Here is a 26,681-nt window from a genome sequence, read left to right on the forward strand (position 1 = left end):
CCATAGATTATAAAAGAAATAAACAAAAAGACTAAAACGAAAAGTATAGAATAACCAATCAACTTAGTCTTTATTGAGGTTTCTTTACGCATTATATTTTTTGCCAATAAACCACTTCCTTAAAAGAAAAGGGTGGACAAATTGTCCACCCTTAATGATATGTCGTTATCTTGTAATGCTATTATTAACTGCATTAGCTTTTTGTATAATGTCATTGATTTTTGCTACATCTTTAGCATTAAACTTAATTGCAATGTTACCGTTATTAAGTTCTTTAGTCTTGATACGAAGATTTGAATTTTCTTTCAAAGCTTTCATTTCATTTGGAGTGCATTCTAAGTACTTGTACTCAGTATTGTATTCATTAATTGCAACATTTCGAAGTTCCTGAAATGCAGACTTATCAGTTGGAATAACAATACCATGATAATCACCTTTACTATCTTTGTAACTAGGTAAAGATAATTGAGGCTCACCATTTGCATTAGCGTACAACTTAGCATTGTGAATTACCATATCACCAACCACTAAGTCCATTCTACCAAGTACATTACTTTGAGTTTCTGCAGTATTGTATTTAACACAATTTTGTGCAGATACACTGACACCTTGACGATTAGTTGAAAACTGTTCTTCAAGGTTTGTATAAGACTTTTGGTTCTTATTGAAGCAATCAAGAACAAGTCTATTAAGTTCATTTCTTGTGTTAGCTGATAACGGATGACAAACATCAATGTATGTTCCATTTTGTGTTCTTCTCTGTGGCATTCTTACATATAAATTTCCATCCATTTGATTTTGTCTAATGGAAATGGAATTAACAGTAAATGTCTTGTCAAATGTGGCAGTTGCAAAACCTACAATGCCATTGCTTCGAGGCTCATTAAGTCTTGTTACGGTAAGATTAGTAATCATAATCTTTCTTTCCTTTCATTTGTGTAATTTTGTAACAGTTCTTTGTTCAAGTTTGTTTTGAACACGAGTAAGTTCTTCTTGAGATTGATAACGATAAATGTATTTATCATCATCAACTCTGCGACAGTTTTGAGCAACTGATGGGTCATTTTTTACCCTCTCATAATCAGCTTTATCAAGTTCAAAATACTGATAAGAACTTATTGTCGGTGTTGCATCAAAACAGTCCGGTATTCCGTCACCATCAGAATCACGAATACGAGCTTGTTGATAGGCTTTTTCAAGTCTTAATCTTTTTTGCTCATCCATAAGCTTGTTGTCGTTGTATAACATTTTTACACCTCCTAAAATATATAAAAAGGACCATTATATAAAAATAATAGCCCTTTATTTATGGATATTCTTTTGTGGTTGAATTAAGGAATTAACTTTATCTTTATCAGAGGTCCTAAACTTGAAAATGTAAGAATTATCTTTATTTACATAATTGTCAAAACCATTCTGAACAAGTGTGTCCTTCTGTTCCTCATTAACTTCTTTGTAATAATTAGTATCAAAGAAATTACTTATTTCCTTAAAACCAAATCTATCACAGTAATAAGCAACATCATAATTATCGTCAATGATAAATACATCACTGACAGATAATGAATGACCAGTAAAATCATTTGGTATATCAAGATTGAATTTCAGAAAAATATCCTCTGCAGAAAAGTCATCATCAACATTACAACTGTAAACCTTGTTATACTGCGATATATCAATATCTATACCCTTATCTTGTAGATAGGATAAAGGCATAAAAATACCTATAAATGTATCCTTAGCCTGATAAATATCAACTTTCAATTTACATCACCACCTTCCTATATACACATTTTTTGACTAGGACTAGATAAAATATTTTCAATTTTATCTTTGTCACTTATATCAACCTTGAAGATATAACTATCTTCTTTCTGCACATAGTTATCAAAACCATTAGCAATAAGATTGTCTTTATCTTCTTCAGTAAATACTTCCTTGTAATAATGAGTTTCCTCTTTTTCTCTGTTGGTATCGTCAAGATTAAGCATAGAGTTAAGTTCATAAAGCCTTGCTTTCTTTGTCTTTAATTCTTCCTCTTGAGCAAAAGGCTTTTTGACTTCTTCTTTAGCATTTTCCAATTGTTTTTTTACATTATCCAATTTGGCAACATTACTGTCTAGTAACTTAGTGAGATTATTAAGACAGTTATCTAATCTTGTAATGTTACCAAAAGTATCACTACCTAATTCAAGATGATGTGATAAATTGTTTTTTAGTTTTAGATAAGGTTGCCTTTCCCAAATATCATAAACACAAAGCACATCAAAACCTCGATATTCACCAATTTTAGTTGGCTTAGGTGATTTAATTTTTTTAGTGACTTCAAGAAGTTGTGTTCCTGCTTCTTTCTTATCACTATACATTTGACCGTTAAGTACCAATCCGGTAAACTTATCAGACTTGTTGCTATTAGCTATCTTAATATCAGCTTTTAGTCCTTCAATGACAGTTTCTGTTTCAAGAATTTTCTGAGGATAATATTTAATGATTTTATCCTCTAACTCATACTTGACAGAGTTAAAACTAGACTTTAATAATTCTAGTTTTTGTACTTGAATATCAAGGTCCATTTTTTCCTTGATATAAGGGTTACCGGTAGCCAACATCTTAATTTCTGCATAGGATAAAGCAGTTTCATCAATATCTTCAGCAATTCTCGCCGGTGATTTTGAAGTCATAATTTGACTTGCAAATTTTTGTTTTCCTTCTACAAGCTGATAAAGATAAGTGTCAAAAGTTTTTTCGGTTACATAACGATAAATTTCAACTTCTTCATTAGTATTACCTTGTCTTACTGTTCGTCCTAACCTTTGCTCTAGGTCTGATGGACGCCAAGGGCAATCCAAATCATGGGAAGCAATAATTTTGTCTTGAACATTAGTACCTGCACCCATTTTTTGAGTTGAGCCAAATAATACTCTAACATCACCGTTTCTAACTTTTTCAAAAAGTTCGGCTTTTTGATTTTCAGTTTTGGCGTCGTGGATAAATGCGATTTCTTCCTCCGGAACACCTTTATCAATCAACTTATTTTTTATGTCATCATAAACATTGAATTTATCTTTACTAGGAGTGGATAAATCGCAAAAAATAAGCTGAGTTGTTTTCTTAGGTACGCCATCTTGCCATATCTTAAATACATTATTGGCACAAACATTAACCTTAGACTCTGGAAAATCATCAAGAGTATCATCAATAAGCCTTTGGTCAAGAGCAAGTTTTCGTCCATCATTAGTAATCTTAAGCATATTATCAACTGTAGGGTCAACTTCGTTATTTCTAACTTTGTCAGCTCTCTCTGATAATGCTTCAACCATTCTAATTTGCATTTCCGAAGGTTTAACAACAACATTATGATAGTTTGCTTTAGGAACTGGCAATTTAAGCATATCAGCAGTCTGAATATCTGCAACTTCTTTGAACATAGTCATTAATTCTGGTAGGTTATAAAACTTTGCAAATCTTGTTTTGGCTCTATAGCCACTACCTTCGGGGTCGAGTTTGTCAAGATACTTTTTGTGGATTTTCTAAATTAAACGATTTGTCCGTAAAAAAGCCACCCAAAACCTCGTGCTTGCAGATGTCCTGAAACACCGTATTCAAAGGCTTTTTGGCACTTTCGGACTGCTTTACATTTACGATGAATGTTGTCTTTCCAATTCGCTGTGAATAAGAATATTTCTGTTCTTTCATATAGTCAGTTCCTCTCTTTCATAAAATTTGATTGCTGGGCATTCACATTAGAGCACCCAGTAACCGCAGATTTTCAATATATCAAGAAGTCATTAAGTCGTGAGTATAATGGAAATGGTTATCTTTCCATACCACGCTTGTTTCTTCGAGCCTTGATACGCTCCTGTCGTTCTTTTTCCCTTGCTTCTTTTTCGGCTCGTTCCTGTGCTTCCTTAAAAGAAAAAAGTTGCTTCACTTTTTCGGTAAAAAGTTTAGCAACTTCGGGGAAATGCTCCAACGCTTGAAGAAAAGGTCTGCACTTTTCTTTCAGTTCGTTGTATTTAGTTTTCATTCTTTCGAGTGCGTTTGCACAGTCAAAATATTTCTGTCGGTAATAGTTGGCACTCTGCTCTAATTCGCTAATTTCCGCACGACTTGTAATGCCCTCTTTGGCAAGGGCAGTAAGCTCAGAATAATCCTCTTTGGAGATTGCCATTTTACCTGTGATTGTTTTCTGCCCCATACGGTCAATCTCGTTATAGGTTTTAGAAACATTACGGGCAGGCTCATATTTTATCTGTTCACGCTGAATGCGCTTCTGCAACTTCTCCAAGCGTTCCTTGTCCTGCTTGATTTGATATTGCAGGGAAGTCAGGTGTTCTGCTGTACTTCCGTATTCGCCACGCTGAAAGCCTTTGAAGCCTTGCTCCGTCATATGGTTAAACAATTCATCTTGCAGAATACTGTATGAAGCTCGGAACATCGGTTTTCCGTTCTTTCTGAGAAGCGGATTGCCTTTTTCGTCGGTCAGCGGAATATCCGATTTCCATTTCTTTGAATGGCTGATTTGATGAACAACTTCCTTAACCGTTCCTCGCAGTTTTTCATCTTTGCAACGCTTGCTCCATAGGATTTCTTTTTCGACCACAGGCAACACCATAGCGTGCAGATGATAATGGTAAACCTCTTTTCCGAGTTCCTCAGTAGCAGCCACATTGATTTCGTCAGCGTGCATTACAGCCGATATGATATTGTCAGCGCCGAATTTTTCTTCAATGAAATGGAACGCTTCTTCATAAAACTGCTTTGCGTATTCGTAGCCACCGTTACGCTCAAAGTACATTGTGTTCACATCAATCACAATCTCGTTAAAGAGTGTAGCATCTTTTCTCAACCCACGGAGCGACACCAGCCCGTCGGTTTCCATCTGCTTTAATTGTTCCATATAGGTCGGGGCAAAAGGCTTTTTGAAATGCACATTATAGGGTATGCGTTCCTCAATCACATTCATATTTTCATAGGTTTCATTCTTGCGTTCGTTGTGCCTTTCTGCCTTGCTCACATCAGAAGCGGTGTACTTTTTAACCCTTGCACAACTCATATCCGCCTTGTTGTTTTTCGCCATTTTTGCTCTCCTTTCTCGGCAGGGCGAAGCCATTACACAACATTCTTTGAATGTGTGTAACCCACTATGACACTTTCAGACTTCGTCTGCAAAGATGTCGTGGGCAAGGGTGTTCCCCCTTGACCTCCTTTGATACCTCAATCATAAAAACAGACTGTCCCATCAGCAGACAGCCTGCATTTATTCTCTCGGTATATCGCCCATCGGCAAAGACCAGTACCACAGAAAACCTTTCTTTCGGGAGATAACTCCTGCGTTCTTCTTTGCCTTTTTAATGGTCGATTTCCTGAACCCTGCGGCTTCAAGTTTTTCTTCACAATCCGAAGAAAGCATTTCTCCGTCTTTCAGCATTTCAATCAGAAATGCTTTCGCCTTGACTTCCTTATCGTTGGGTCTGCCGATTTTCGGGGCGAGGGATTGGAACGCTTCTTCCGCTGTCATTTCCATTTCGGAAATAAAGTCCACACCTTTCTCAGATACTTCAAACAGAATGGCAGAGCCTGTCGGGGCAAGGTTGGATTTTACCTGCACCAAATATCTTTCCGTAGGTGCTTCTTTGTTCGGTGTGCGTGTGATTGCAAGAATACTTCTTGCAGCACCCGCAATGTCAATCGAACCGTTAGTACGGTAAAGGGGATTGGTATCTCTCATCTTGTTCATATGAGCGATAATCACAATCGCACAGCCTGTATCTTTCGCAACCGCTATCAGATGATTAAACTCGGCTCGTGTTTCGTTGGCATTGTTCATCGAACAACTTTCTCCGATATAGGAACTCATCGGGTCAAGAATTAAAAGTTTTGCGTGGTACATCTCAATCGCTTCACGAATACGGTTATCCCCAAAGGACAAAGATTTTTCATCTTCCTTGATGAAGATGAGGTTTTCTCCGTTCCCACCAGCCGAATTGAAACGAGGGACTACCGTATCATCGGCGTCATCTTCCGTTGTCTGATAGATGATAGTCATAGGCTCGTTTTCTTCCGTTTCGGTGAAGGGCAGAGGTTCGCCCTTTGAGAGCAGGGCGGCAATGGAAAGCATTAGCTTGCTTTTTCCATCGCCAGGATCGCCCTGCAACAGCGTAACCTTGCCAAACGGAATATACGGATACCACAGCCATTTCACTTCTTTCGGCTCGATTTCGCTTGCCTTGACAACTTCAAGAGGTACGCTGACAGTCATTTCATTTTCAATCATTTTTCTTTGTTCTCCTTTTCGATAAATATTTCGGGCAAAGCACCACGACACAGCGGGAACTCTGCTTACAGTCATTCCTGCATTTTCTGCAAAGTTCGTTGTAGGTAATGCGATTTCTTTCATTCAGAAACAATGCCCACTCTTGTTTCCGTTTCTTGCTCATTCTCGGCATAGCAATCAATCCTCCTTTCCTGCCGAAAACATAAAAACCACAGGGAAGATACATTCAGCCTTGTTTGTGTCATTTCCCGGGGCGAAAAACAGGGTAAATATCCCTTTCTAAGCCTTTGAAAAAATCACACAAGGTATTTGTACTAACCTGTGGTTATGTATTGAATTGTGGGTTTTGGGTAACAAAAAACACCGTATTGCTACGATGTTTTTTGTTGTTCATATTCTATTTTGATACTGATAAACTGGAATTTATAGTCCTCTCAAAACCAATTTGCTTTTTCTTCTCGAAATACGGGAATATCACTATCTCGATATGGATTGTAATTATGAAGATTGCAACCAAACTCTTTTAATGATTTTATTTTGTTATCCTGTGTCCATACAATTAAAGATATTCCGTCAAATTCTTCAACATTTCCATTATTCATTTTGTTTTTAAAATACCACTCCACGATTGTTTGATTGCCTTGATGAAAAAATTGCTTAATCTCCCAGACAAGAACACTTCCACGTGTATTCCATTCGTCAAACCAGTGCTTTACCGTTTTGCGGTTTTCATATTTAGGACCCCAACTCTCAGTATATACAACATCATCTGTAAAAATATTGTCAATTCCTAAATCTGCTTTCTTAATCCACATATCAAACCATAATCGGATAATTTTTTCTCTCTCGTTCATAAAGCACCTCCACAACTTCCGATTTGTCGCTCACAAGCAAAAGCATTATACCACATCTTTACGAATTTTTCTACCACTTCGACTATACTCACAACTTAATGACTTCTTGAATACTTGCCGAAAAAGAAAAACTGCCATCGACTGACAGCAGTTTTCTTTCGGTTGGTACTCCGTTAGGAATACACAATGTCATTCAATACAATCTCGTCTGCACAGGCTCGAATGTTATTCATCTTTCCAACCCAGCGGAGCATATCCCTTGCTTTCAGTTCTTCTGTTACACCTTGCTTTCTTGCCATTTCCTTTATCAGATACTCTGCCATATCACGAGCCGACGTATCAATTTCAGCAAGGTGTTCATATAACTTTCCGCTTGTCAGCAGAGTGTAATATAAAACTCGCTTGTGTTCTCTCAAATAGCGTTTCCTTAACCGCCCGTATTTTGAAAGGGGAGAACTTTCCTCTACTATCAGGCAGGGATAATAGTAATCTCCGATGAGTTCGTATCGGATACCTGTTCTTTCGTCTGTAATAAATCTTTGCATAGTTCTTTCTCCTTTTGCTTCTTGTAGTAAAACTCCAAGGTTTTCTTATTGTGGTTTACCTTTTTACATTCCGCTGAACAGAATTTCTGCTGACTGTGTGTAGGCCAGTAGGTACTGCCACACACAGCACATACACGCTGACGATAATAATGATTGCCTTTTTCCGCTTCTCTGTCGGCTTTCGTCTTATCCTGCCTTGCCTGATAGCAACAATCCTTTGAGCAGAAAATCTGTCGGTTGCTTGTAGGGATAAATTCTTTCTGACAATGCGGACACACTTTTGTTTTGACGATTTCGCCACCGTTTTCAGCAAGTTTTTTCGCCTTTTGCTTCTCTCGATAAGCTTTTTCACGCTGACACTGTTTCTCCAATCGCTTCTTTTCTGCTTGTTCTTCTTGCTCTTTTATCTCAGCAAGTTCTTCCTCGGTGTAGGCAATATCGACTTGTCCGACATAATTGAAATAAATGTCAACCTTTTGCGTTCTTGCTTTACCTACACCTTCGGATTCATACACCACAATCTTGTCAATGAGTTCGGTAAACATCAAATCGGAAACTTCCGTAGGATTTTTATACTTGCGTATCAGCGAAACAAAATGCTGAATATCCATAGTGCTGTCTTTTTCTTCGGAAAGTTCCTTTTTCATCGTTTCCATTTTCGCTTCCAATTCAGCCTGTTCATCGTCATACTGTTTCATCAGTTGCTTGTATTGTCTTTCGGGTAGCAATCCCGATATAAGATTTTCATACAAGCCACGAATGAGCGTAGAGAGTTCGTCATAGCGTTTCTGACAGCGTTTCAACTCCGATTGATTGTGCTTCGGCTTTTCCTCCTGCTTGTCTTTCCAAAGGGATTGCAGTTCCAAAGCAAAGGCTTTTTCGTCATTCAGAACGAATTTTGAAAAGCGTTTAACTGCCGATAATATCAAGGCTTCAACATTATCAGCACTAATCGTATGGGAAGTACAGAAATTAACCCTGCTTGCATACCCGCCGCAACGGTAAGAATACTGAACAGAACCGTCTTTTTTGCTGTAATGCGTTTGCAAAGTCATTCTCCTGCCACAGTCGGCACAATATAGATAACCGCTCAATCGGTTGCTGTGCGTTCCTCTTGCCGCAGCTCTGTTCGCTCGTTTCTTTCGCTTCTGAACGCTGTCCCAAAGTTCCTGCGATATGATAGGCTCGTGGGTGTTATAAAACACATACTGCTCATCTTCATCGGTAGTCTTTCTCTTATGCAGTTTGAAATTGGTGCTGACCGACTTTCTCAAAACAGTATGCCCAAGATATTCCTGTCTGCTTAAAATCGTTCTAATGGCAGATATGCCCCAAATATAAGGGTCTGCAAACTTAATCCCGTTGTACTGTTCTGGGTGATATTCCTTTGCATATGCGGCAGGAATTAAAACCTTTTCTTCGGTCAGTATTTCCGCTATGGCTCGTGGACTTTTGCCCTCATTGGCAAGCAGAAAGATACGCTTTACCACCTCAGAAGCCACAGGGTCAACAACAAGCGTCTGCTTATCGCTCGGCAATCGGTTATATCCATAAGGGATTGAACCGCTACAACGCTTTCCGTCTTTCATTCGTGCGTCAAACACAGCCTTGATTTTATTGCTCGTGTCTTTGGCATAAAATTCGTTCATAATATTCAAAAACGGAGCAAAATCATTATCCGAAGCATTGTTGCTGTCAATGCTGTTATTGATTGCAAGAAAACGGACATCTTTCTGCGGAAACAGAATTTCCGTATAAAATCCGACTTGCAGATAGTTTCGCCCTAATCGGCTCATATCCTTAACAATCAATGTTCCGACATTGCCTGCTTCAACTTCTTTTATCAACGCTTGAAAGCCGGGGCGATTGAAATTCACACCCGAAAAACCATCGTCAGTAAAATGGCGGATATTCTCAAAGCCATTCCTACGGGCATAATCTTCAAGATATTTTTTCTGATTGGTAATAGAATTACTCTCGCCATTCAAATCATCATCTCTTGATAATCTCTCGTAAAGTGCCGTAATCTTTGAAGCCCTTGACATTCTCTTAACCTCCTTCCTTATGTATTTTCAATTTAGGACAGTTAATTTTATCGTCCTATTAAAGTATAGCCCTCAGGATTAAGTTCGATTGCAGTTACAGTTTCTCCAAATGTACTTGCCCATTCGTCAAAATGCAGTAAATGATTTTCTGCAAGAGTGTTATATTGCAAATATCTTTGTATCGTATAAAGCTCAACCATACTATTTGAGATAGGAGTTCCAGTTGCAAAAATGATACCTTTACCACCGGTGACTTCGTCCATGTAACGACACTTCATAAACATATCACTTGATTTCTGAGCCTCAGTTTGAGCAATACCACCTACATTACGCATTTTTGTGTATAAAAATAGATTTTTATAATAATGACTTTCATCGACAAAAAGTCTATCAACACCAAGTTCCTCAAAAGTAATAACATCATCTTTACGGCTTTGGTCATTTAACTTTTTTAGTTTGTTTTCAATACCTTTTTTAGTTCTTTCTAAAGCCTTGACGGTAATATTATCACCAATTTTGCTTTTAGCTTCCTGAATGCCAACTAACACATCATTAAGTTGTTCTTCAAGGATACTTCTTTGTCTTTCAATACTGACAGGTATCTTCTCGAATTGACTATGACCAATAATAATTGCGTCATAGTCACCGGTAGCAATACGGCTACAAAATCTTTTTCTATTCTTAGTTTGAAAATCTTTTTTAGTAGCTACAAGGATATTAGCTGAAGGGTAAAGTTGTAAGTATTCCTTAGCCCATTGTTCTGTTAGGTGATTTGGAACTACAAACATTGATTTTGTACATAAGCCTAATCGTTTGCTTTCTTGCGATGCAGCCACCATCTCAAATGTCTTACCTGCACCTACAGTATGAGCTAATAGTGTATTACCACCGTAGAGAATTCTTGCTACTGCGTTAATCTGATGTTCCTTAAGAGTAATATCAGGGTTCATACCAACAAAGTTGATATGACTACCATCATATTCTCTTGTTCTGTTGGAATTGAATCTTTTATTGTAGATTTCACATAAATCATTTCTTCTAGTAGGGTCTTTAAAAATCCAATCAACAAATTTCTGTTTAATTGTTTCTTGTTTAGACTGAGCAATAGTTGTTTCTTTCTTATTAAGTATTGCTTTCTTCTTACCATCCGGCAATTCCTCATAATCAAAAATACGAACATCTTTAAGATTAAGAGTATCTTCAATAATCTTATAGGCATTAACTCTTGAAGTACCATAAGTTTTATATGCCTTGACATTACTTCTATCAGAGGACTTACCTTGTATGTTCCACTCACCAGTTACAGATATGTAATTTACTTTAATTATGCCTTTAGCATAAAAAGGAGTTTCCATAAGTTCATGGACGAATTGTTCAACATACTTAGGTGGTATCCAAGTAGAACCTAATCTAACAGAAATTTCACTTGCTGATAGTTCTTTCGGTTGAACATCTTTAAGTGCCATAACATTAATATTGTACTCAGGATTGCTTTCAGCGAGTTTAGTTGCAACTGCAAGTTTTTCTCTAACATTACCGGACAAGTATTCATCAGCATTAATATATTTGTCTGCACCATTATTTTCATCATATAATGGATTAAGAAAAATAACACCTCTTAGGTCATCATAAATTTCTTCTTCTGTTTTGCCAACAAGCTCCTGCATATATTCCATATCAATAGTAGCTTTCTCGCTTATTGATACAGTTAAAGCTTCAACTGAGGTATCAACAGAAGTTACCGGTTTATGAGGACGAATAGTTCGCTTCGTAAAAATGTCAGCTTTATGGACTACATTGTTTTTATCAATGTTTTCGAGGGAGGATAATAAATAATATGAGCTATCTTTCTCAAAAGCTAATCTATTAGCCCTTGAGGTAATTGCACCATAATCTTTAGTAAAGTTATCATAAAGAACATTAAGTTTGTTTTGCTGATACTTAATTTCACCATCAGAATAATCTTCTGATTCATACTCTATAAGAGTTCGTAAGCAATCTCTAATTTCAACAAGACCTTTAACTCTCTTAGTTGGTACTTCACCTAATTGTTGCAAAGTCATAAGAGAATTTTCTCGATAATAGATTTTGTCATCAATGATGGCATATGAAAAATTCTTAACATCAGCAGTTGCAGGTATTACTTCTTCTGTATCATCATTACTATCTATATCAATAACATTATCATCAAATGTAATTCCACTAACATTAATATTGTTAATAGCATTATTGAGTAATTCTTCAAATTGTTCCTTATCATCTAATACGCATTCAGAAGTTAAACCAAATCTACCACTAACATTCTTCATTTCACCAATAATCATATTAGGATTTTCAATAAAGTAATTATTAAGTGGAATACCGTCTTCAGAAGTAGTAACATTAACCCAACTAGGCTCAATATGTGTAACATTACTTCTCTTTTTGAAGAACAATATATCAGAAGTAACTTCTGTTCCTGCAAGAGAACTGAAAGTATGATTTGGCAGTCTAATTGCACCTAATAAATCGGCTCTTTGACTCATATACCTTCTAAAGCTAGAATTTTTCTTATCCATAGTACCCTTAGAAGTGATAAAAGCCATAACACCATTAGGTCTTAATTTATCAAGTGACTTGGCAAAAAAGTAATCGTGAATAAGAAAATTATACTTATCGTACTTTTTGTCAACAACTTTAAAATCACCAAAAGGAACATTACCGATAGTTACATCAAAGAAGTTATTAGGTAAATCAGTATCTTCATAAGGTGAATTAATAATATTAGCTTTTTGATAAAGTTGTTTTGCAATAGATGAAGAAATAGTATCTAATTCAACACCGTAAACATTGCTATTACTCATTTCTGTAGGTAACATACCAATGAAGTTACCAACACCACAAGAAGGTTCAAGAATGTTACCATTTTTGAACCCCATTCTGTCAAGAACTTTATAAATAGCTTTAGTTACTGTAGTTGGTGTATAAAAAGCACTTAATGTACTTTCCCTAGCTGATGAATACTCATCAGGAGATAGGAGAGAGGACAACTCATTATACTCATTAATCCAACTTGAATTGTTCTTGTCGAAAACTTCAGATAAACCACCCCAACCAACATACTTACCAAGTGTTTCTTGTTCTTCCGGTGTAGCTAATCTATTTTCTTTTTCAAGTTCTTTAAGCTTCTTAATAGCATTAATGTTATTAAGATATTTTTCTTTTTTACCGGTTGGAATACTAACTGTATTATAATCAAAGTTATATTTTTCAGAAGTAACAACGGTGGTTTTAATATCCGAAACAATTTCTGCTTTTTCTTTTGTTGGTTCAACGGTGGACAAATTGTCCACGCTTTCACTTTCAACAACTTCATCTTCTGACTTTTTAACTTGCTTTAGAAAATCATTACTAGTAGACAATGCAAGTTTATCTTCAAAATCATTTTTTGAAAATGATTGAACCATCAAAGGATAATTAACATCGGCAATAACAACATTATCACCATCAACAGAACGAACAACAAAGTCCATACTATTAATATGAACAATGTCACCTTGCTTATATGAATATTCATATTCAGCTGAATTATTTTCTAAATCAATATTGATATTATTATCTTTGAGCATTTCAGCTTCAAAGTGATTAATATCTTCCTCAGTAATCCATTGAGGCTTTTTATCTGAAGGAAATGAGTTGTATAATTTACGCATTTCCTTAATTTGTTCTTCTACTGAACCTGCCCATAACAAGTCAGGATTGCGATGACCATCAAGATAATACCTGCAGTCTGAACGAAGTCTATCAAGTAACTGATAATCAAATGAATAATCTTTATTTTTAATATTATTATTTGTGTTTTCAGTTTCTATCTTATCAGCTAAAGTTTTCTCAACATATTTATCCATCTCATTAGGAGATAAATACTTATCTGTTAAGATAAGTTCAGAAACTCTTTTTTCTACTTCGTTCCACTTTAAAGTTACACTAATTCTGTTTCCGTCATTCGGCTCGTAGTCGATATGAATACCTCTAGAATCAAAGTCAAGATAAGAAGAATAAGTTGAAGTAACAGCAAATGGATAAACACCACCACTACCATACTCGTCCTTTAAAAAATCTGCATTTTCTTTTTTTGATAATGATTTTTGAAATTGCTCATAAATTCTAAATTTAGAATTTTCAATACTACCTCCATACTGAATTATAGAAGTAATAACTTCTTCAGGAATAGAATTATCATTGTGAGTAAAAGAAAAAGCAGAAGAATTTATTTGTTCTTCTGCTTCTTGCTCTATACTATTAATTTGTTCATCATATTCAATTAAAGGCTTAATTGTTTCAGTTAACTGTAAACTATTTCCCTCACCACTACTTCCTCGGCTCTGCTCTTGATGTTGTTCATCAATTGAACCCACTTCATTGGGTCTTTCATTTTCAGTTCCTCGGTCACTTGTTCCTCTTTCGCCATCTGTTTGACTAAGAGTTCCACTCTCTGACTTGCTCGGTCCTGAATTTTCTGTAGATGTTCGTTCAACTTGTCCGTTGTCAATAACTCTGTGTAAGTTATCTTCTTCTTTTCCTTCAGAAACCAAAATCTCATCTCTGCGTACTTTCCGTGTACCGGTTTCATTTCCGATACTAGGTTCGGTACTAGATAATCCCCTAGCTGAATGTAAGTTAGTCCGTTGTTCTTGTCCTTCACTGTTGTCATATGATTTCCTCCTATTATCCAATAAAACAAGTTTAGATATATCTGATAGTATTCCAGAACTAACATCAGTAACAATATTACCTATGATATTAATTTCTTTGTGACTACAATTAGATATAAATTCAAAATCAGAATCATAAAAATCATTCTTGTTGATACCAAGTCTTTCGGCAATTAATAATGATGATGAATTATTAACTACTTCTTTAAGTGGAGATAATAAATTATCTTTAGTATAACTTTTAAATTCATTATCATTATTATCCAAATAATCGTTAATTACATCAGATGATAAACTATTTACTGCATTTTGAATTGTAACAGTAATATCATCATTATAATCAAAATTACTACGAAAATAATCAGTAACAATATGGTAATTGTCATTATTGATTTCCCAAATAGGAACATCAACTGAATGATTAGTTGGTAAAGTATCTGAAATATCAAAATAATACTTCAAGGAATGACGTAAAGGTATATTATTAAAAACTGCAATACCTTTAACACCTTTCGTAACAACCCTGCCAAAAATCTTATTCCATTGTTTAAGTTCAAGAACGGCTTTTGCATTAGGTTTTTGAGCATACAATAAAACTTTATCATCAAAAGATAATTTATAATTGTATGCTACAGACTTTATAAATTTTTGCCACTCTTGAGGACTAGTTTTAATCTTGTCAATCGTTCTCCTGTAAAGAACCGTTACAGCATCATATTTACTGTTATTCATTTTACTACTCCTTACAATAAGTTTAGCACTTTAAAGTATTAAAGTCAAGCCAACTTTATAACTTTAAATTGTTTTTTCTCTGTTGGTTGGGCTATTTGTTTTCCTATCTCCTCCTAACACTTTATTAACTTTTTGTTTATCACTTTCGAGATAAACAATATTGTATTTGCCGTCCTTCTGAAGAAAAACTGCAAAATTAATGTCAGTATCTTTCAATTTTTTATACTGACTATTAACAACAATTTTATAACAAACCTTTTGATTTGTATCTTTTGCTATTTGTTTAAGTTGTTTATTTAATTTAACATTCTTAATATAAAAACTATCTTTATTTTGTTCACTACGATTAGGAAACAAAATTGAAAGAATTTGATGTTTATTTTTAGAGTCAAACGAAATAAGATACTTTTTATCTTTATGTCTAAATCTATAACTAAATTCAATATTTTTATATTGATTTAAATTATCAAATAATTCTTTAGGAATAACTAAATATTCTGTTTTACCTTTGTCCTTAGCTATATGATATTTAACTTTACGATTATTAATTTGATTACTTTGAGTTTGTAATGTTTCACAAGGTACATTAAGAATTTTAGAAATTCTTTCAACATCAAATTCTTTAACAGTTATTAATGCAGTACCGGAAGTTAAATCTACTTTTGATGTAAATAAAATATTGTTATCAAGTAATTTAGCTAATTGCCAACTATACATTTTAAGCTGAACTGTATTACCTGCAGAATTAATTAAGGTATTATAATTAACATTCCTAACAAATTGCTTTTTGTTTTGAATATCACAATAGCTTTTAACTTTATATGTGCATGGATCTTCTCTGCGAGAATATCTTGCACATTGTTTTTGTTTTAAACTCATAAACATATAACAGATAAGTCTAATAGTAAAATCTAAAGGACTTTTAGCAAAAAGCACTTTGCTGAAATTATTTTCGTAAGAATAGGGAAAAGTATTTTTTCTTTTTATTCTTTCCTGCCTTCGCCATTCACTAACTGCAAACTTGTTAAGTTGCAATCTGTTATATTCAAATTTTGATATTTCATTTTTATGTATATTTTTATTATTTTCTATTCTATTAGTTGCTATATTAAATTTATATTCAATACCGGCTTTAGAATATTTATTGCCGAATTGTTTAGCTAATGTATCAGCTCTAATGCCTTTATTTACACCTTGTTTTCTAAATGTAATATTTTTATTTGCCCATCTTATTTCATAATTTTTATTTTTCATAAAGGATATGAATTCATTTTTTGTATTGCAATTTCCAAAGGCTTCATCTAAATCTTTAACTAATTGTACCTTCCAACTAATACCTTTTTTTGCACATTGCAAAGTTTCATTATCTAGTCCTTTATATTTTGATTCAGCCCCTTTATTAATAATGTGTAAACCATATTTAATACATAAATTATCAGAAGCTTGTCTAAGTGCATTTATTGAGTTATTATTGTCTTTAAATTTAAGTCCATCTACCGGACTTACAGAATTAATTATAAAATGGTTATGTATATGTCCACCGTCAATATGAGTAGCAAGTGTAACCTGATATTTTGATAAATTATTTAAAGTTAAATTCTAAACCAATTTGATGAGCAAGCTCTGGTGTAACATTGTCATAATCAGCAAAAGATTGTACAAAGTGATGAGCAAGAATATCATAGTTTTTACGCTCTAAATTTCTTGTTCTACGATAAGTATTTTCTATATCTAAAATATCAGCATCTGGTACAATGATATTTTCATTAACAAATGATACTTGTGATACCTTTTGAGGATTAGTTATATATGCAAGTGATTCATATAGATAACTTTCATTCTTGATTTTTACATGAATTGTTTTGCAATATGCCATTTATCTCACCTACATTAAATTCAATGTTTCGCATTTTTTCTAATAACAATTCAAATTTTTGGTCTGTAGTTAAATTGCTTTGCAATTCTTCAATTATATGTTTATTATTATCTACAATAAACTTATCTATGATTCTAAATACACTTGTTAATAAATCTTGAGTCTTTTTAATTTCATCTTTACTAATGTAATTAATTGAATTGGCTTTAGCAGCAATTTGGTTAATATTTGCACCAATCTTATAAAGTTGACGAACAACATCTTTAACTCCATCTAAAGTGATAATACGATTTTGACGAACACACTGCAAAATATATGCACTATTAGATATGTTCAATTCAGAAGCTTTTTTAGATATTAGTTTCTTTTCATTTATGCTAACTCTAAGTTCAATTCTTTCGTTTTTAATAAGGTCACTCATTTTAGTTACTCCTAAAGCTTAAATTTTTACTTTTTTCTGTGGGGATGACCCCAATAAACGGCGTTAGCTGTGAGGGGGTCGCAAGCACAGATTGTGTGTGTACAAATCAAAAATTTGTACACACCAATCGCTTGTTAGGGGAACACCCCTAAAACCCTACAATTTTGCAAAATACAAAATTGAATTCGTTTCACTCACCACGCAAATTTTTATAAATTTGCAAATCAAACACTTTAATTTATTATCAAGGATAATTAATTATTTGTGTTTTCAACCACTTCTGAATTATCATCAGAAGTTAAATCATTTGAAAATAAATTTTCAAAATCATCAACAGAAACAATACCTTGTTTCTTTAGATAATCAGTTAATTCAATTAACTTATTCTCTTGAATTTTTTGTTCAAGTTTAGTTCTTTGAACTTTTAAAGCCTTTATTTCTTCTTTGGCTTTATTAATTTTTTCATAATTATGAGCTATTTGCTCATTAATCTTATGTAATTTTTCTTCATTTGTTTTTGCCATTAATATTTTCCTTTCATATATAAGTTATATTGATAACAATTTATTCATAGCTAATTCCTCAATATAAGTATTGATTCCAACTTTTTTAATATGCTCGCAAATAATAAGAGCATTGACTTCATTGTTAGAACTTGATATTGGCTCATAAATGAGAAAATTATTATAATACTCAACATAAGGAATAACTTTTATTTCTTTAGTGTTAAGATTATGAGCAACTATAAATTTATCTAACATAATTATTCTCCTGTTGGAATATCAATATCAGAGTAATCATCAATCTTAAATTGTTTCTCCGGATAATAAATTTTTTCGCACTTCAAGGAATAACTTTTTCTTGAAGTGTTTTTATCATCCTTATAAATTGAAGTTTCTAAACTTCCACATACAGTAAGTTTATCACCTTTGTGTATATACTTACTTAGGTTATCTGCTATAGTTCCAAAAGCTACGCAATCGATAAAGTCAGCTACTTCTCTGTTTCTGTCTCTTTGGCAAGCAACAGTAAACTGACAATAATTAATATCGTCTTTGTTTTTTAGAACCGGTTCATCAACAAGTCTTCCTTGAATAATTGATATATTAATCATACATTCCTCCACTTAGCAAAAAATTCTTCTTGAACTTTTTGCTTTTCTTTTTCAGACATTATTAACATTCTGTCTTTTAAGTTTTTCCATTCTGAAACAAACTTATTAAATGTATCAACCCTATCATTAGAATATTTGTTTTTAATTCTATGATAAAGTCGATTGTAAATTTGATAATACTCTTTGTCATCATTACGAATAAGTCTGTTTTTATTTGTAATTGTATTATGTCTGCAAGTATTACAATACACTTTTAGTTTTCCACCTAAAGTTAAATTGCCACACTTAGGACATTGATGAAGATATTTATTAGCTGATGACATTATAAATAATGAAGCTAAACATATATCCATAATGGAATAACAATCAACACTAACATGTAATTGATAATCATAATAGGTTTCATTTATTTTTTTTACAGTGTAAAAAATACTATTATAATCATCATAATTAGTAACTCCATAATCAACATAAAGCTTACAGTTTTGAACTAAATTCTTATAATAATCATCTCCTCTTAGTCGAACAATTATCCACTTAATATCGTGTTCACTATTACTACCAATATTTTTAAGAAGAATTAAATCGCTATAAAGTGATTTAAGCTCTTTTATAATTTCCTTATTAATTTGAAAACCTAGAAAAATATCTAATAAATTGTTTCTAACAGTTTCTTTAAAGTATTTTTCAAGCACAAATTCATTTCTACATTTTTCATATTCATCAAGAACACCATCTTTAACTGCATTCATTATTGTTGCAAAGATTTCACCATAAATGAATTTATAAGTTTTGCCTTTATAACAATAATAGTCATTATACTGTGTTCGCTTTCTAAATTTATCACTGGCTCTTGTTAATTTAAGTCCTAGTGATAATTTATTTTCTACCATTTGTTTTCACCTTCCATAAAATTATTGAGTAGCCAAGCAATAAAATAATACAAGTTAAAATATTAAACTTATCAATTTTATTGTAATTGGTTAATGTTTTTTTCTGTTCTTGAGTTGGTATATATCTTTCTCCGGTTACCAATAATCTATGTGTATTAATAGAGTAAGGATAACAAGTTACTAATGTTACAAGGTCCTTATTCTGTATTATTTTTAATTTTGAATTGTCATTTGGATTGACAATATTAATTGATTTAACTTTATAGTAATAAGTATTACTTAACACCCTTAATCTAAATGTATCACCCTTTTTTAGTTCATCTAAATCATCAAAAAATTTCTGTTGTGGAAAACCACTATGAGCAGAAATAACAGTATGAGAAGTTTTCTCTCCAAGTGGAAAAGATGAATTCTTTAAGTGTGCTGAACCTTTGGTTAACACATTATCTACAGTTTCATGATATACCGGTAAACTTACATTTATTTTAGGAATATCAATATAACAAATTATGCCCTCTCCAAAATTCATTATATTTTCATATTCATTTGATATTTTTTTATATTCTTCAGTTAATGAGGAATTGAAATATTTACTTGCAATAATACGGTTATATTCTTTTGCTTTAGATAAAAGATTATTTTTATCATTACTAGTTAAGGTTTTAACTGTATTATCGTAATTTTCAAAATTTGATTTATTAGTTACATCATTAATCAAATTACTGACAGTGGGGTATAGAACAAGTCCTATACCAATTAATATGGAGAATACCAACAGAACAGAAAAAAACTTTTTCAATAATTTTTTCATTTTTACATCACTCTAAAAAAACAAAGGAGGAAGTTTTCACTTCCTCCTGTATCTAATAATTACTTATTATTAACTTTTGCTTTCTTTCTCTTGCTGATGAAAAGAACTGAACCACCTAGAATAATAAGAACAGCACCTGCAAGATAAATATATCCAACATGACCACCGGTTTGTGGCATTGTTACTTTAGAGTCTGTTACTGTACAAGTTGCGTAGCCATCTTTAGGACAATTTGCTACATATGTATCATTGGCAAATGTATCTTGATATTCAACTTTAATTTCAATAGGAATTACCTTGCCATAAACATTGTAATCTTGTGGAGCTTTAGTTTCCTTAACAAAATAGTTACCTGACTGTAATGCGATTTCTTCCTTATTTGAATTAGAGAAAACAACCTTACCGTTGTCATCAGATACGCCACTAGCAATTACATTCTTATTATTATTAGCGTCTTCTTCTGTACTATAAAGAGCAAATTCAGCACCTGCAAGGTTATTTCCTTCTTCGTCTAGCTTCTGTACATTAAGGCTATAAGTATATACATATACTTTATTGCCTGGAACAGAATCTATTGTACTCTTGTTACCGTATTCAAGCTTTACATCTTCATTAGGATTACCTGCAATACCCTTAACTGAATACTTATTAAGCTTAGCAGAATATTCAACAACAACTTGTGCTACACCATCATTATAGAAATTGTCATTCTTTAAATATGCTGATGTTAGAGCAACTGTGAAGTTTGTATCTTTGCCTTCTTCAGCATTAACATTTACTTTATAATCATTACTACTAATATCTTCAATCTTAGTGCCATTAGCATCAGCTAAATAAACGCTAAATGATTTAGTATCAAGAGTTAAACCTTTAGACATTAAATCATGTACAGTATATGTTGTAAGTCTGATTTGTTTAGAGCCAGTAGTTGTATTTGTGATTTTAAAGTTAACTGTATCACCTAAAGATACATCAGTATAATTTTCATTATCCTTAGTACTATTAGTAATAATCTTATGGGTAGTTGGTGGTGATTGTACTACCTTTTCTGCAAGGTCAACTTTTTTGTAATCATAAGTCCAACCACTTTCGCCGTAGTAAGGTAGTGCTAGAATTGAGTTCTGTACGGCTGTTACATCGGCAGGGTACTTAGTAGCCTTAATGTAATAAATACCTTGTGGTAGCTCACTAAAGGTATATTCTGTAGCCTTAGATGTTTCAAACTTACCACCATAAGCCTTAACTGTATCCGGTAGAGTGTCAAGTTCATCAAGCTTAGTTAAAGCTGCCTTTGTGTCACCTTTCTTGATTGCGTTCTTAATCTCCGGAACAAGGCTAGTATAACTTGTTTCGTAAGATGGGGAAGTAGTGCTATCAAGAGTAGCTACTAGAAATGCTTCATAAGTATATCCCTTTTTACCACACTCAACATTAATGTTTACCTTCTTGGTGTCATCGAGAAGTGAACTAGCACTTGCACTAGTTACTGTGAATGATAAGGTAGCTACAATTACTACCATTAATAATGCAAATAATTTCTTAACTTTCATTGTTTTTTCCTCCTACTATAATAAATGAAAATAATTGATGATGATAATAATAGTAAAACTATGCCAATAGTAAGTGGTATTGTATAACCATTACCACCGGTATCAAGCATTACTACATTATCATCTTTAACTGTGAATGATTGATTTAGTGATACTTCACTATCACTTGAAATTGTAAATTCAATTTTACCTGTGTATGGTAATTTACCATTAGGTGCTTTACTTTCAGTTAGATAATATTTACCTAACTCAAGAGTATCAATTAATAGTTTACCATTATCATCGGTAGGCATTGAAGTTACTGTGCCATTAGAACTAACACTATATTTACCATCATCGTTCTTGGTTGTGCTTAACTTAGTACCATCAGATTTATACAGTTCAAATTCTGCACCACCTAAGTTATTGCCCTCATCATCTTGCTTCTGAATTGTAACAGAGCCGTAGTAGATTTCATCAGTCATTGTGATTGTTTGTATTTCTGAAGTGTCTTTAACAGTAAATGTTATATCATCAGCTAACTTATATCGTGGTGATGGAGCAGACAACTCTTTCAATCGGTATGTTTTACCTACAGTTAATTTACTAACTGTATAAGGTGTGTCTGAGGTAGTCCATTCAGCTACTACATCTTTAGTATCTTCATCAGATAACTGTAGTTTAGCACCACTTAGAATATTACCTTTATTATCTTTCTTAACAAATTGATACTTTGTAGTATCATCTTTCATTTGGACAAATTGTCCATCTTCTGAATAAGTAAAGGTAATACTTTCTGTTGTAGCATAGCCATCCGGAGATATTGTTTCTGATAAGGTATATTCAGTACCAAAAACTAAACCATATATCTTATGTGGTTCTGTAGATGAAGTCCATGTATCAATTACTTCATCGCCTTTTTTTAGAACTAATTTAGCACCTGAAAGTTCTTCAGAACCGGTAATATCTGTCTTAGTGACATATATAGAAGTAGGATTATCCGATGTTTTTATAGTTATATGGTTATATTTATACGATGGACCACTGCCTTGGTACTTGTCTAGATTATCTGCATTAACTATAAACTCATACTTTGTATCGTCTATCAAATAACCAGCAGGAGCTTCAATTTCTTGAAGATAATAATTTCCAAATGGATAAGTATCATTAGATATTGCAAAACCCTCATATGTAATGTCACCAACTTGAACTGTGTCAGTAATTAATTCCTCGAGAAGTTTGCCTTTGTCATTGTAAATTCCGTACTTAGCACCATTTACATATTTATTAGAATTTGACTTATCGGATTTTTGAACACGAATATGAATTGTTGCCTTATTATTCATCGTAATTGAATAATAACCAATATCATCATATTCTTCTACAACATCAGTATCAACTGTAAAAGTTATTGGGTTCGGTAATGTTACATAACTAGGTAAATAACCTTGTGGACCATAGCCGATTTCTTCAACTTTATATGTGCCTTCATCAATCCATTTTTCTATATATCCATCAGCATTAGTTCCACCCCAAGTAGAAGTTGAAATAACATCGCCATCAGAATTTAGTTTAGACACTTTGAAGAAAACATTATTTATTTGACCGTCATCGGCAGTTTTAGTTAAACGCACTTTAACTTTTGTGTAGTTCTTAACAGTAGAAGTTCCTTCTTCTGTTGCAGAATAACTACACAAATATCTTTTTAATCTCTTATAATACTCTTTCTGTCCATTTGTAGTTGAAGTATCAATACCATCTCTAATTGCTAAATATGAATTATCCTTAGCGTTTAAATGTTCTTGATAAGTAAAGTTGTAGCAAGTAACACCTTGAGGCATTACATAGTGAGAAGGATTAAGGTCAATATTGCTATCATCACCATTTACAGTTGATGAGGCTTTAAAGTCAGCACCTTTTTTACCAAGCTCGAAAACATAGTAATTACCATAAGGTACTTGTTTACCGGTACTAGTAGTTGTTATTGTAGAATCTATATATCTTCTCATATAAGTTCTTATTGTGCCGGTAACTCCCTCAGAGTTTGTAGGTCCGATGATTATATAATATTCTTTTAATTCTTTATTATATAATCGGCTAGAAGTATTTAACCCTAATTCTTTAGCTGAACTTTGTGACCATGTATTCCCAGTTTTAATACTATTACTGCTACTGTCATAATATTTATATGATGATTGTTGACTACCTCCATATTCCTTATTATCACTTGGAAGTGCGACATAGAAATAATAGCCATTTTCCATTGATTCAATTTCAGTTTCTGAACTAGAAGTTGTTGAAATTTTCATAGACTTATTAATTCTAAAGTTGCGTTGTGATAATTCAGAATCAACAACTTCTACTCCAACTTGATAATAAGCATTTACCGGGTCAACATGTGATGAAGCACCAACTAAGTCTTGAATATCAGTCTTACCGGCTACTTCACCATATGTTGTTAACTGTGGTGAAGAACTACTGCTAGGAATATTTTCCTCTTTAGCTGATACAGATTTAGTTGTACTATATACAGGTTTTGATGATAGTGAATTAGGATGTAAAGTAAGTTTATTACCACTAATACTTGTTTTAACATTTAAATACCTTGTTTGATTTTTGTAAGTAACTTTAATCGACCTATTACTAGCAAGGCTAGTGTAATTTTTTAACACACCATTTTTGTCTGTTAAAACCTTATCACTACTCGCAATGCTAAAACCACTTGTACTATGCTTTACTTTGAAACTATAAGATGGAGCTGTTTTATTACTTGAAGAACAAAATGAAGGTCTCTGATTAAGTTGAAGTATTTTACTAACAATTCCATTGTATATACCCCTTATGTTGTTATTGTATGCAAGTGATAAATTATATCTTGTTTTATAATTTGACCTTCTATTTGTAGAACGGTAGCCCTCAGTTACTTCCCATATCAGTAATTGGGTTGCTAAATAGATTTCATGCACAGTTACAGTTTTACCGTACATATTATAGAAATCAATCTTATGACCATTTACAGTTTTTGTTGTGGCAGAACCTTTGTTAGTGCCTTCAAGACCTAAACACATAATCATTCTAATCAAAGTTCGTTGTTGAGCAGTTAATTTATTCCATGCTGAACTGGCTGAACTAGTATTAGCTACATATGTATCTGTAGATTTACTTGGTGTATCCAACTCAATACAATAAGCTCTATTACCATTAATTCTGAACATATCTTCAGCTAAATTACTGTGTAGTTTGCCTATTTGTTTTGATGCACGAATTGGATTTCCTTTCGTATCATAAGTTGTATAGTAACTAACATGATATGTAGTTGCTGCACTTGAAGTCACAGGCATTATTGATATAGCAATAAGTAATACTAAAACAACTGATATAGATTTTTTAATCATTTTTACCTCCTTAAATATTTAAAAATTTTTACATATTAATGGTGGTTCACGAGCCATGTTATTCATAGTTACACCTCACATATTTATAATTAATTATTTGAATACCAACAGAAAGAAAAAACAAACAAAAGAAAAACACCGACTACTTTTATTAAAGTAATCGGTGTTTGTCACCTTTTATATTTCTTTTTTAATTCTTATTCCAGTCAACTTAATCTATATTGCTCTGCCAATCGTAGTAGAATTTAATTAGATATTCTTGATTACCTTGAATATCTTTTTGCCCATTCATTTTTTCATAATCTATATAAATAAATAATTGGTCCCTACCACATCGATTAGAATAATAATTAACAAACCAATCAAGTCCATTATATTTTTTGTTTAAGATTAAATTTTTCCGGTACTTTGGGTAGCCATTTTTATCTCTATAAATAAATGAATTTAATAATTTATCTAATTCATCCATATCTTTAATGCCATTCCATTCTCCATCATTGCCTAAAGTATCAGAAGACATTTCTTGAATCCATAGGCATAGTGTTTGAATATAGAAATCATTTATGGACACTTCTTTATCAAGATATGTAGAAGTGTTTTCTACGTACCATTGATGTGTTCCTTTAAGTTTTGGTTCTACAACTGCACCACAAGACTTAAAATAGTCATTAAACTTTTTGCAAATTCTTTTTAAAGTGCTTTCTGATTTTAATTGTTTAGAAGTTAATTTTGTATTATCACTTATAGGTGGATTTTTAACTTTAACAGTTAGTTTTACTGCTTTTCTACTACCATCTTTTGCTTTTGCAGTAATGGTTACTGTACCTGCCTTAATGCCTTTAATAATGCCTTTAGAATTAACTGTAGCAACTTTTTTGTTACTAGAAGAATAGGTTAATTTCTTATTGTTTGCGTTGCTAGGAACTACTGTAACGGCAAATTTAATAGTCTTATTTTTATATACTTCTGCTTTTTGGGTTGCTTTATTATATGATAGCTTAGTTACTAACTGCCTAACAGTTACCTTGCACTTAGCTGACTTATTACTACCATCTCTAGCCTTTACAGTAATTACAACTTTACCTCTATGCTTGATTGTAACTTTACCATTCTTATCTACGGTAGCAACATTCTTATTTGATGAATACCAACTTACACCTTTATAAGTAGCATTTTTATTCTTAATAGCTTTCTTTAATTGGAAAGTTCTGTTTTTTGCACCTCTGTTAAGTGTAACAGAAGTTTTATTCAAAGTAATTTTCTTTACCTTAGGACCAACAACTACAAGTAATTTTGCCTTTTTCTTACTACCATCTTTTGCAATGGCATTTACATAAGTTGCACCTTTGTTTGTAGTTGCCTTGATTTTACCTTTCTTATCTACAGTAACAACTTTTGTGTTGTTTGCTTTCCAAGTTACTGACTTGTTATAAGCGTTATTAGGTAATACTGTAGCTTTTAGTTTTGCAGTTTTGCCTTTTTTAGACAAGTTAAT

At 32.9% G+C, this 26,681-nt stretch carries 23 protein-coding genes and 3 pseudogenes; all 26 read right to left on the reverse strand.

What is annotated here, in order from left to right; translation table 11 throughout:
* Window positions 1-165: 165 nt before the first annotated feature.
* Complete coding sequence (locus tag WMO18_RS04705) at window positions 166-915, reverse strand: septation protein SpoVG family protein (RefSeq protein WP_211148183.1); 750 nt, start codon at window positions 913-915, stop codon at window positions 166-168.
* Window positions 916-930: 15 nt separating this feature from the next.
* Complete coding sequence (locus tag WMO18_RS04710; protein WP_211148182.1) at window positions 931-1,248, reverse strand: hypothetical protein; 318 nt, start codon at window positions 1,246-1,248, stop codon at window positions 931-933.
* A 54-nt stretch (window positions 1,249-1,302) separates the two neighbouring features.
* On the reverse strand, window positions 1,303-1,764 hold the full coding sequence (locus WMO18_RS04715; protein ID WP_367286394.1) for a YodL domain-containing protein: 462 nt from the start codon (window positions 1,762-1,764) through the stop codon (window positions 1,303-1,305).
* A gap of 17 nt (window positions 1,765-1,781) precedes the next feature.
* Window positions 1,782-3,392: a helicase-related protein gene (locus tag WMO18_RS04720; RefSeq protein WP_437127960.1), complete on the reverse strand. Its 1,611-nt coding sequence runs from the start codon at window positions 3,390-3,392 to the stop codon at window positions 1,782-1,784.
* Window positions 3,393-3,507: 115 nt separating this feature from the next.
* The gene (locus WMO18_RS04725; RefSeq protein WP_055228440.1) at window positions 3,508-3,696 is read right to left on the reverse strand and encodes a transposase; all 189 of its coding nucleotides are present in this window, start codon (window positions 3,694-3,696) and stop codon (window positions 3,508-3,510) included.
* Window positions 3,697-3,814: 118 nt separating this feature from the next.
* Window positions 3,815-5,080, reverse strand: a complete 1,266-nt coding sequence (locus WMO18_RS04730; protein ID WP_286114103.1) for a plasmid recombination protein — start codon at window positions 5,078-5,080, stop codon at window positions 3,815-3,817.
* A gap of 180 nt (window positions 5,081-5,260) precedes the next feature.
* Window positions 5,261-6,352 carry an AAA family ATPase gene (locus WMO18_RS04735; RefSeq protein WP_367286396.1) on the reverse strand — a complete coding sequence of 364 codons (1,092 nt, stop codon included), beginning with the start codon at window positions 6,350-6,352 and terminating at the stop codon, window positions 5,261-5,263.
* Complete coding sequence (locus tag WMO18_RS04740; protein WP_286114102.1) at window positions 6,270-6,449, reverse strand: hypothetical protein; 180 nt, start codon at window positions 6,447-6,449, stop codon at window positions 6,270-6,272. Before WMO18_RS04740 ends, WMO18_RS04735 begins: the two co-directional genes overlap by 83 nt.
* A 262-nt stretch (window positions 6,450-6,711) precedes the next feature.
* A complete protein-coding gene (locus WMO18_RS04745) occupies window positions 6,712-7,131 on the reverse strand; it encodes a nuclear transport factor 2 family protein (RefSeq protein ID WP_055147790.1) in 420 nt (139 codons plus the stop codon).
* 173 nt (window positions 7,132-7,304) lie between these two features.
* Window positions 7,305-7,676, reverse strand: a complete 372-nt coding sequence (locus WMO18_RS04750) for a TnpV protein (protein WP_055147787.1) — start codon at window positions 7,674-7,676, stop codon at window positions 7,305-7,307.
* Window positions 7,601-9,721 carry a recombinase family protein gene (locus WMO18_RS04755; protein WP_288161691.1) on the reverse strand — a complete coding sequence of 707 codons (2,121 nt, stop codon included), beginning with the start codon at window positions 9,719-9,721 and terminating at the stop codon, window positions 7,601-7,603. Before WMO18_RS04755 ends, WMO18_RS04750 begins: the two co-directional genes overlap by 76 nt.
* Window positions 9,722-9,789: 68 nt before the next feature.
* A pseudogene (locus tag WMO18_RS04760) lies at window positions 9,790-12,930 on the reverse strand (helicase-like domain-containing protein); the annotation flags it as partial.
* Window positions 12,931-13,338: 408 nt separating this feature from the next.
* A pseudogene (locus WMO18_RS10995) lies at window positions 13,339-13,608 on the reverse strand (LPD11 domain-containing protein); the annotation flags it as partial.
* Window positions 13,609-14,045: 437 nt separating this feature from the next.
* The gene (locus WMO18_RS04765) at window positions 14,046-14,480 is read right to left on the reverse strand and encodes a TnpV protein (protein ID WP_348982021.1); all 435 of its coding nucleotides are present in this window, start codon (window positions 14,478-14,480) and stop codon (window positions 14,046-14,048) included.
* A 730-nt stretch (window positions 14,481-15,210) separates the two neighbouring features.
* Complete coding sequence (locus tag WMO18_RS04770) at window positions 15,211-16,401, reverse strand: hypothetical protein (RefSeq protein WP_437127959.1); 1,191 nt, start codon at window positions 16,399-16,401, stop codon at window positions 15,211-15,213.
* A 168-nt stretch (window positions 16,402-16,569) separates the two neighbouring features.
* A pseudogene (locus WMO18_RS11000) lies at window positions 16,570-16,716 on the reverse strand (relaxase/mobilization nuclease domain-containing protein); the annotation flags it as partial.
* Window positions 16,717-16,729: 13 nt separating this feature from the next.
* Complete coding sequence (locus tag WMO18_RS04775; protein ID WP_367286397.1) at window positions 16,730-17,023, reverse strand: relaxase/mobilization nuclease domain-containing protein; 294 nt, start codon at window positions 17,021-17,023, stop codon at window positions 16,730-16,732.
* Window positions 16,983-17,444, reverse strand: a complete 462-nt coding sequence (locus WMO18_RS04780; protein WP_211148679.1) for a plasmid mobilization protein — start codon at window positions 17,442-17,444, stop codon at window positions 16,983-16,985. The genes WMO18_RS04775 and WMO18_RS04780 overlap by 41 nt, the downstream gene beginning before the upstream one ends.
* A gap of 254 nt (window positions 17,445-17,698) precedes the next feature.
* Window positions 17,699-17,968 carry a hypothetical protein gene (locus tag WMO18_RS04785; RefSeq protein ID WP_211148678.1) on the reverse strand — a complete coding sequence of 90 codons (270 nt, stop codon included), beginning with the start codon at window positions 17,966-17,968 and terminating at the stop codon, window positions 17,699-17,701.
* Between the two features lie 24 nt (window positions 17,969-17,992).
* A complete protein-coding gene (locus WMO18_RS04790) occupies window positions 17,993-18,205 on the reverse strand; it encodes a hypothetical protein (RefSeq protein WP_367286398.1) in 213 nt (70 codons plus the stop codon).
* Between the two features lie 2 nt (window positions 18,206-18,207).
* A complete protein-coding gene (locus tag WMO18_RS04795; protein ID WP_367286399.1) occupies window positions 18,208-18,558 on the reverse strand; it encodes a single-stranded DNA-binding protein in 351 nt (116 codons plus the stop codon).
* The gene (locus tag WMO18_RS04800) at window positions 18,555-19,451 is read right to left on the reverse strand and encodes a hypothetical protein (protein ID WP_367286400.1); all 897 of its coding nucleotides are present in this window, start codon (window positions 19,449-19,451) and stop codon (window positions 18,555-18,557) included. Before WMO18_RS04800 ends, WMO18_RS04795 begins: the two co-directional genes overlap by 4 nt.
* Window positions 19,438-20,262, reverse strand: coding sequence for a class C sortase (locus WMO18_RS04805; RefSeq protein WP_367286401.1), 825 nt, complete (start codon window positions 20,260-20,262; stop codon window positions 19,438-19,440). Before WMO18_RS04805 ends, WMO18_RS04800 begins: the two co-directional genes overlap by 14 nt.
* A 59-nt stretch (window positions 20,263-20,321) precedes the next feature.
* A complete protein-coding gene (locus WMO18_RS04810; RefSeq protein ID WP_211148409.1) occupies window positions 20,322-21,812 on the reverse strand; it encodes a SpaH/EbpB family LPXTG-anchored major pilin in 1,491 nt (496 codons plus the stop codon).
* Window positions 21,809-25,186, reverse strand: a complete 3,378-nt coding sequence (locus WMO18_RS04815; protein WP_211148410.1) for a SpaA isopeptide-forming pilin-related protein — start codon at window positions 25,184-25,186, stop codon at window positions 21,809-21,811. The genes WMO18_RS04810 and WMO18_RS04815 overlap by 4 nt, the downstream gene beginning before the upstream one ends.
* Before the next feature lie 211 nt (window positions 25,187-25,397).
* Window positions 25,398-26,681: Ig-like domain-containing protein (locus tag WMO18_RS04820; protein ID WP_367286402.1), on the reverse strand; the 1,284-nt coding region annotated here is incomplete at its 5' end.

Source organism: Ruminococcoides intestinihominis (assembly GCF_040096285.1).
In the GTDB taxonomy this organism is placed as follows: domain Bacteria; phylum Bacillota; class Clostridia; order Oscillospirales; family Acutalibacteraceae; genus Ruminococcoides; species Ruminococcoides intestinihominis.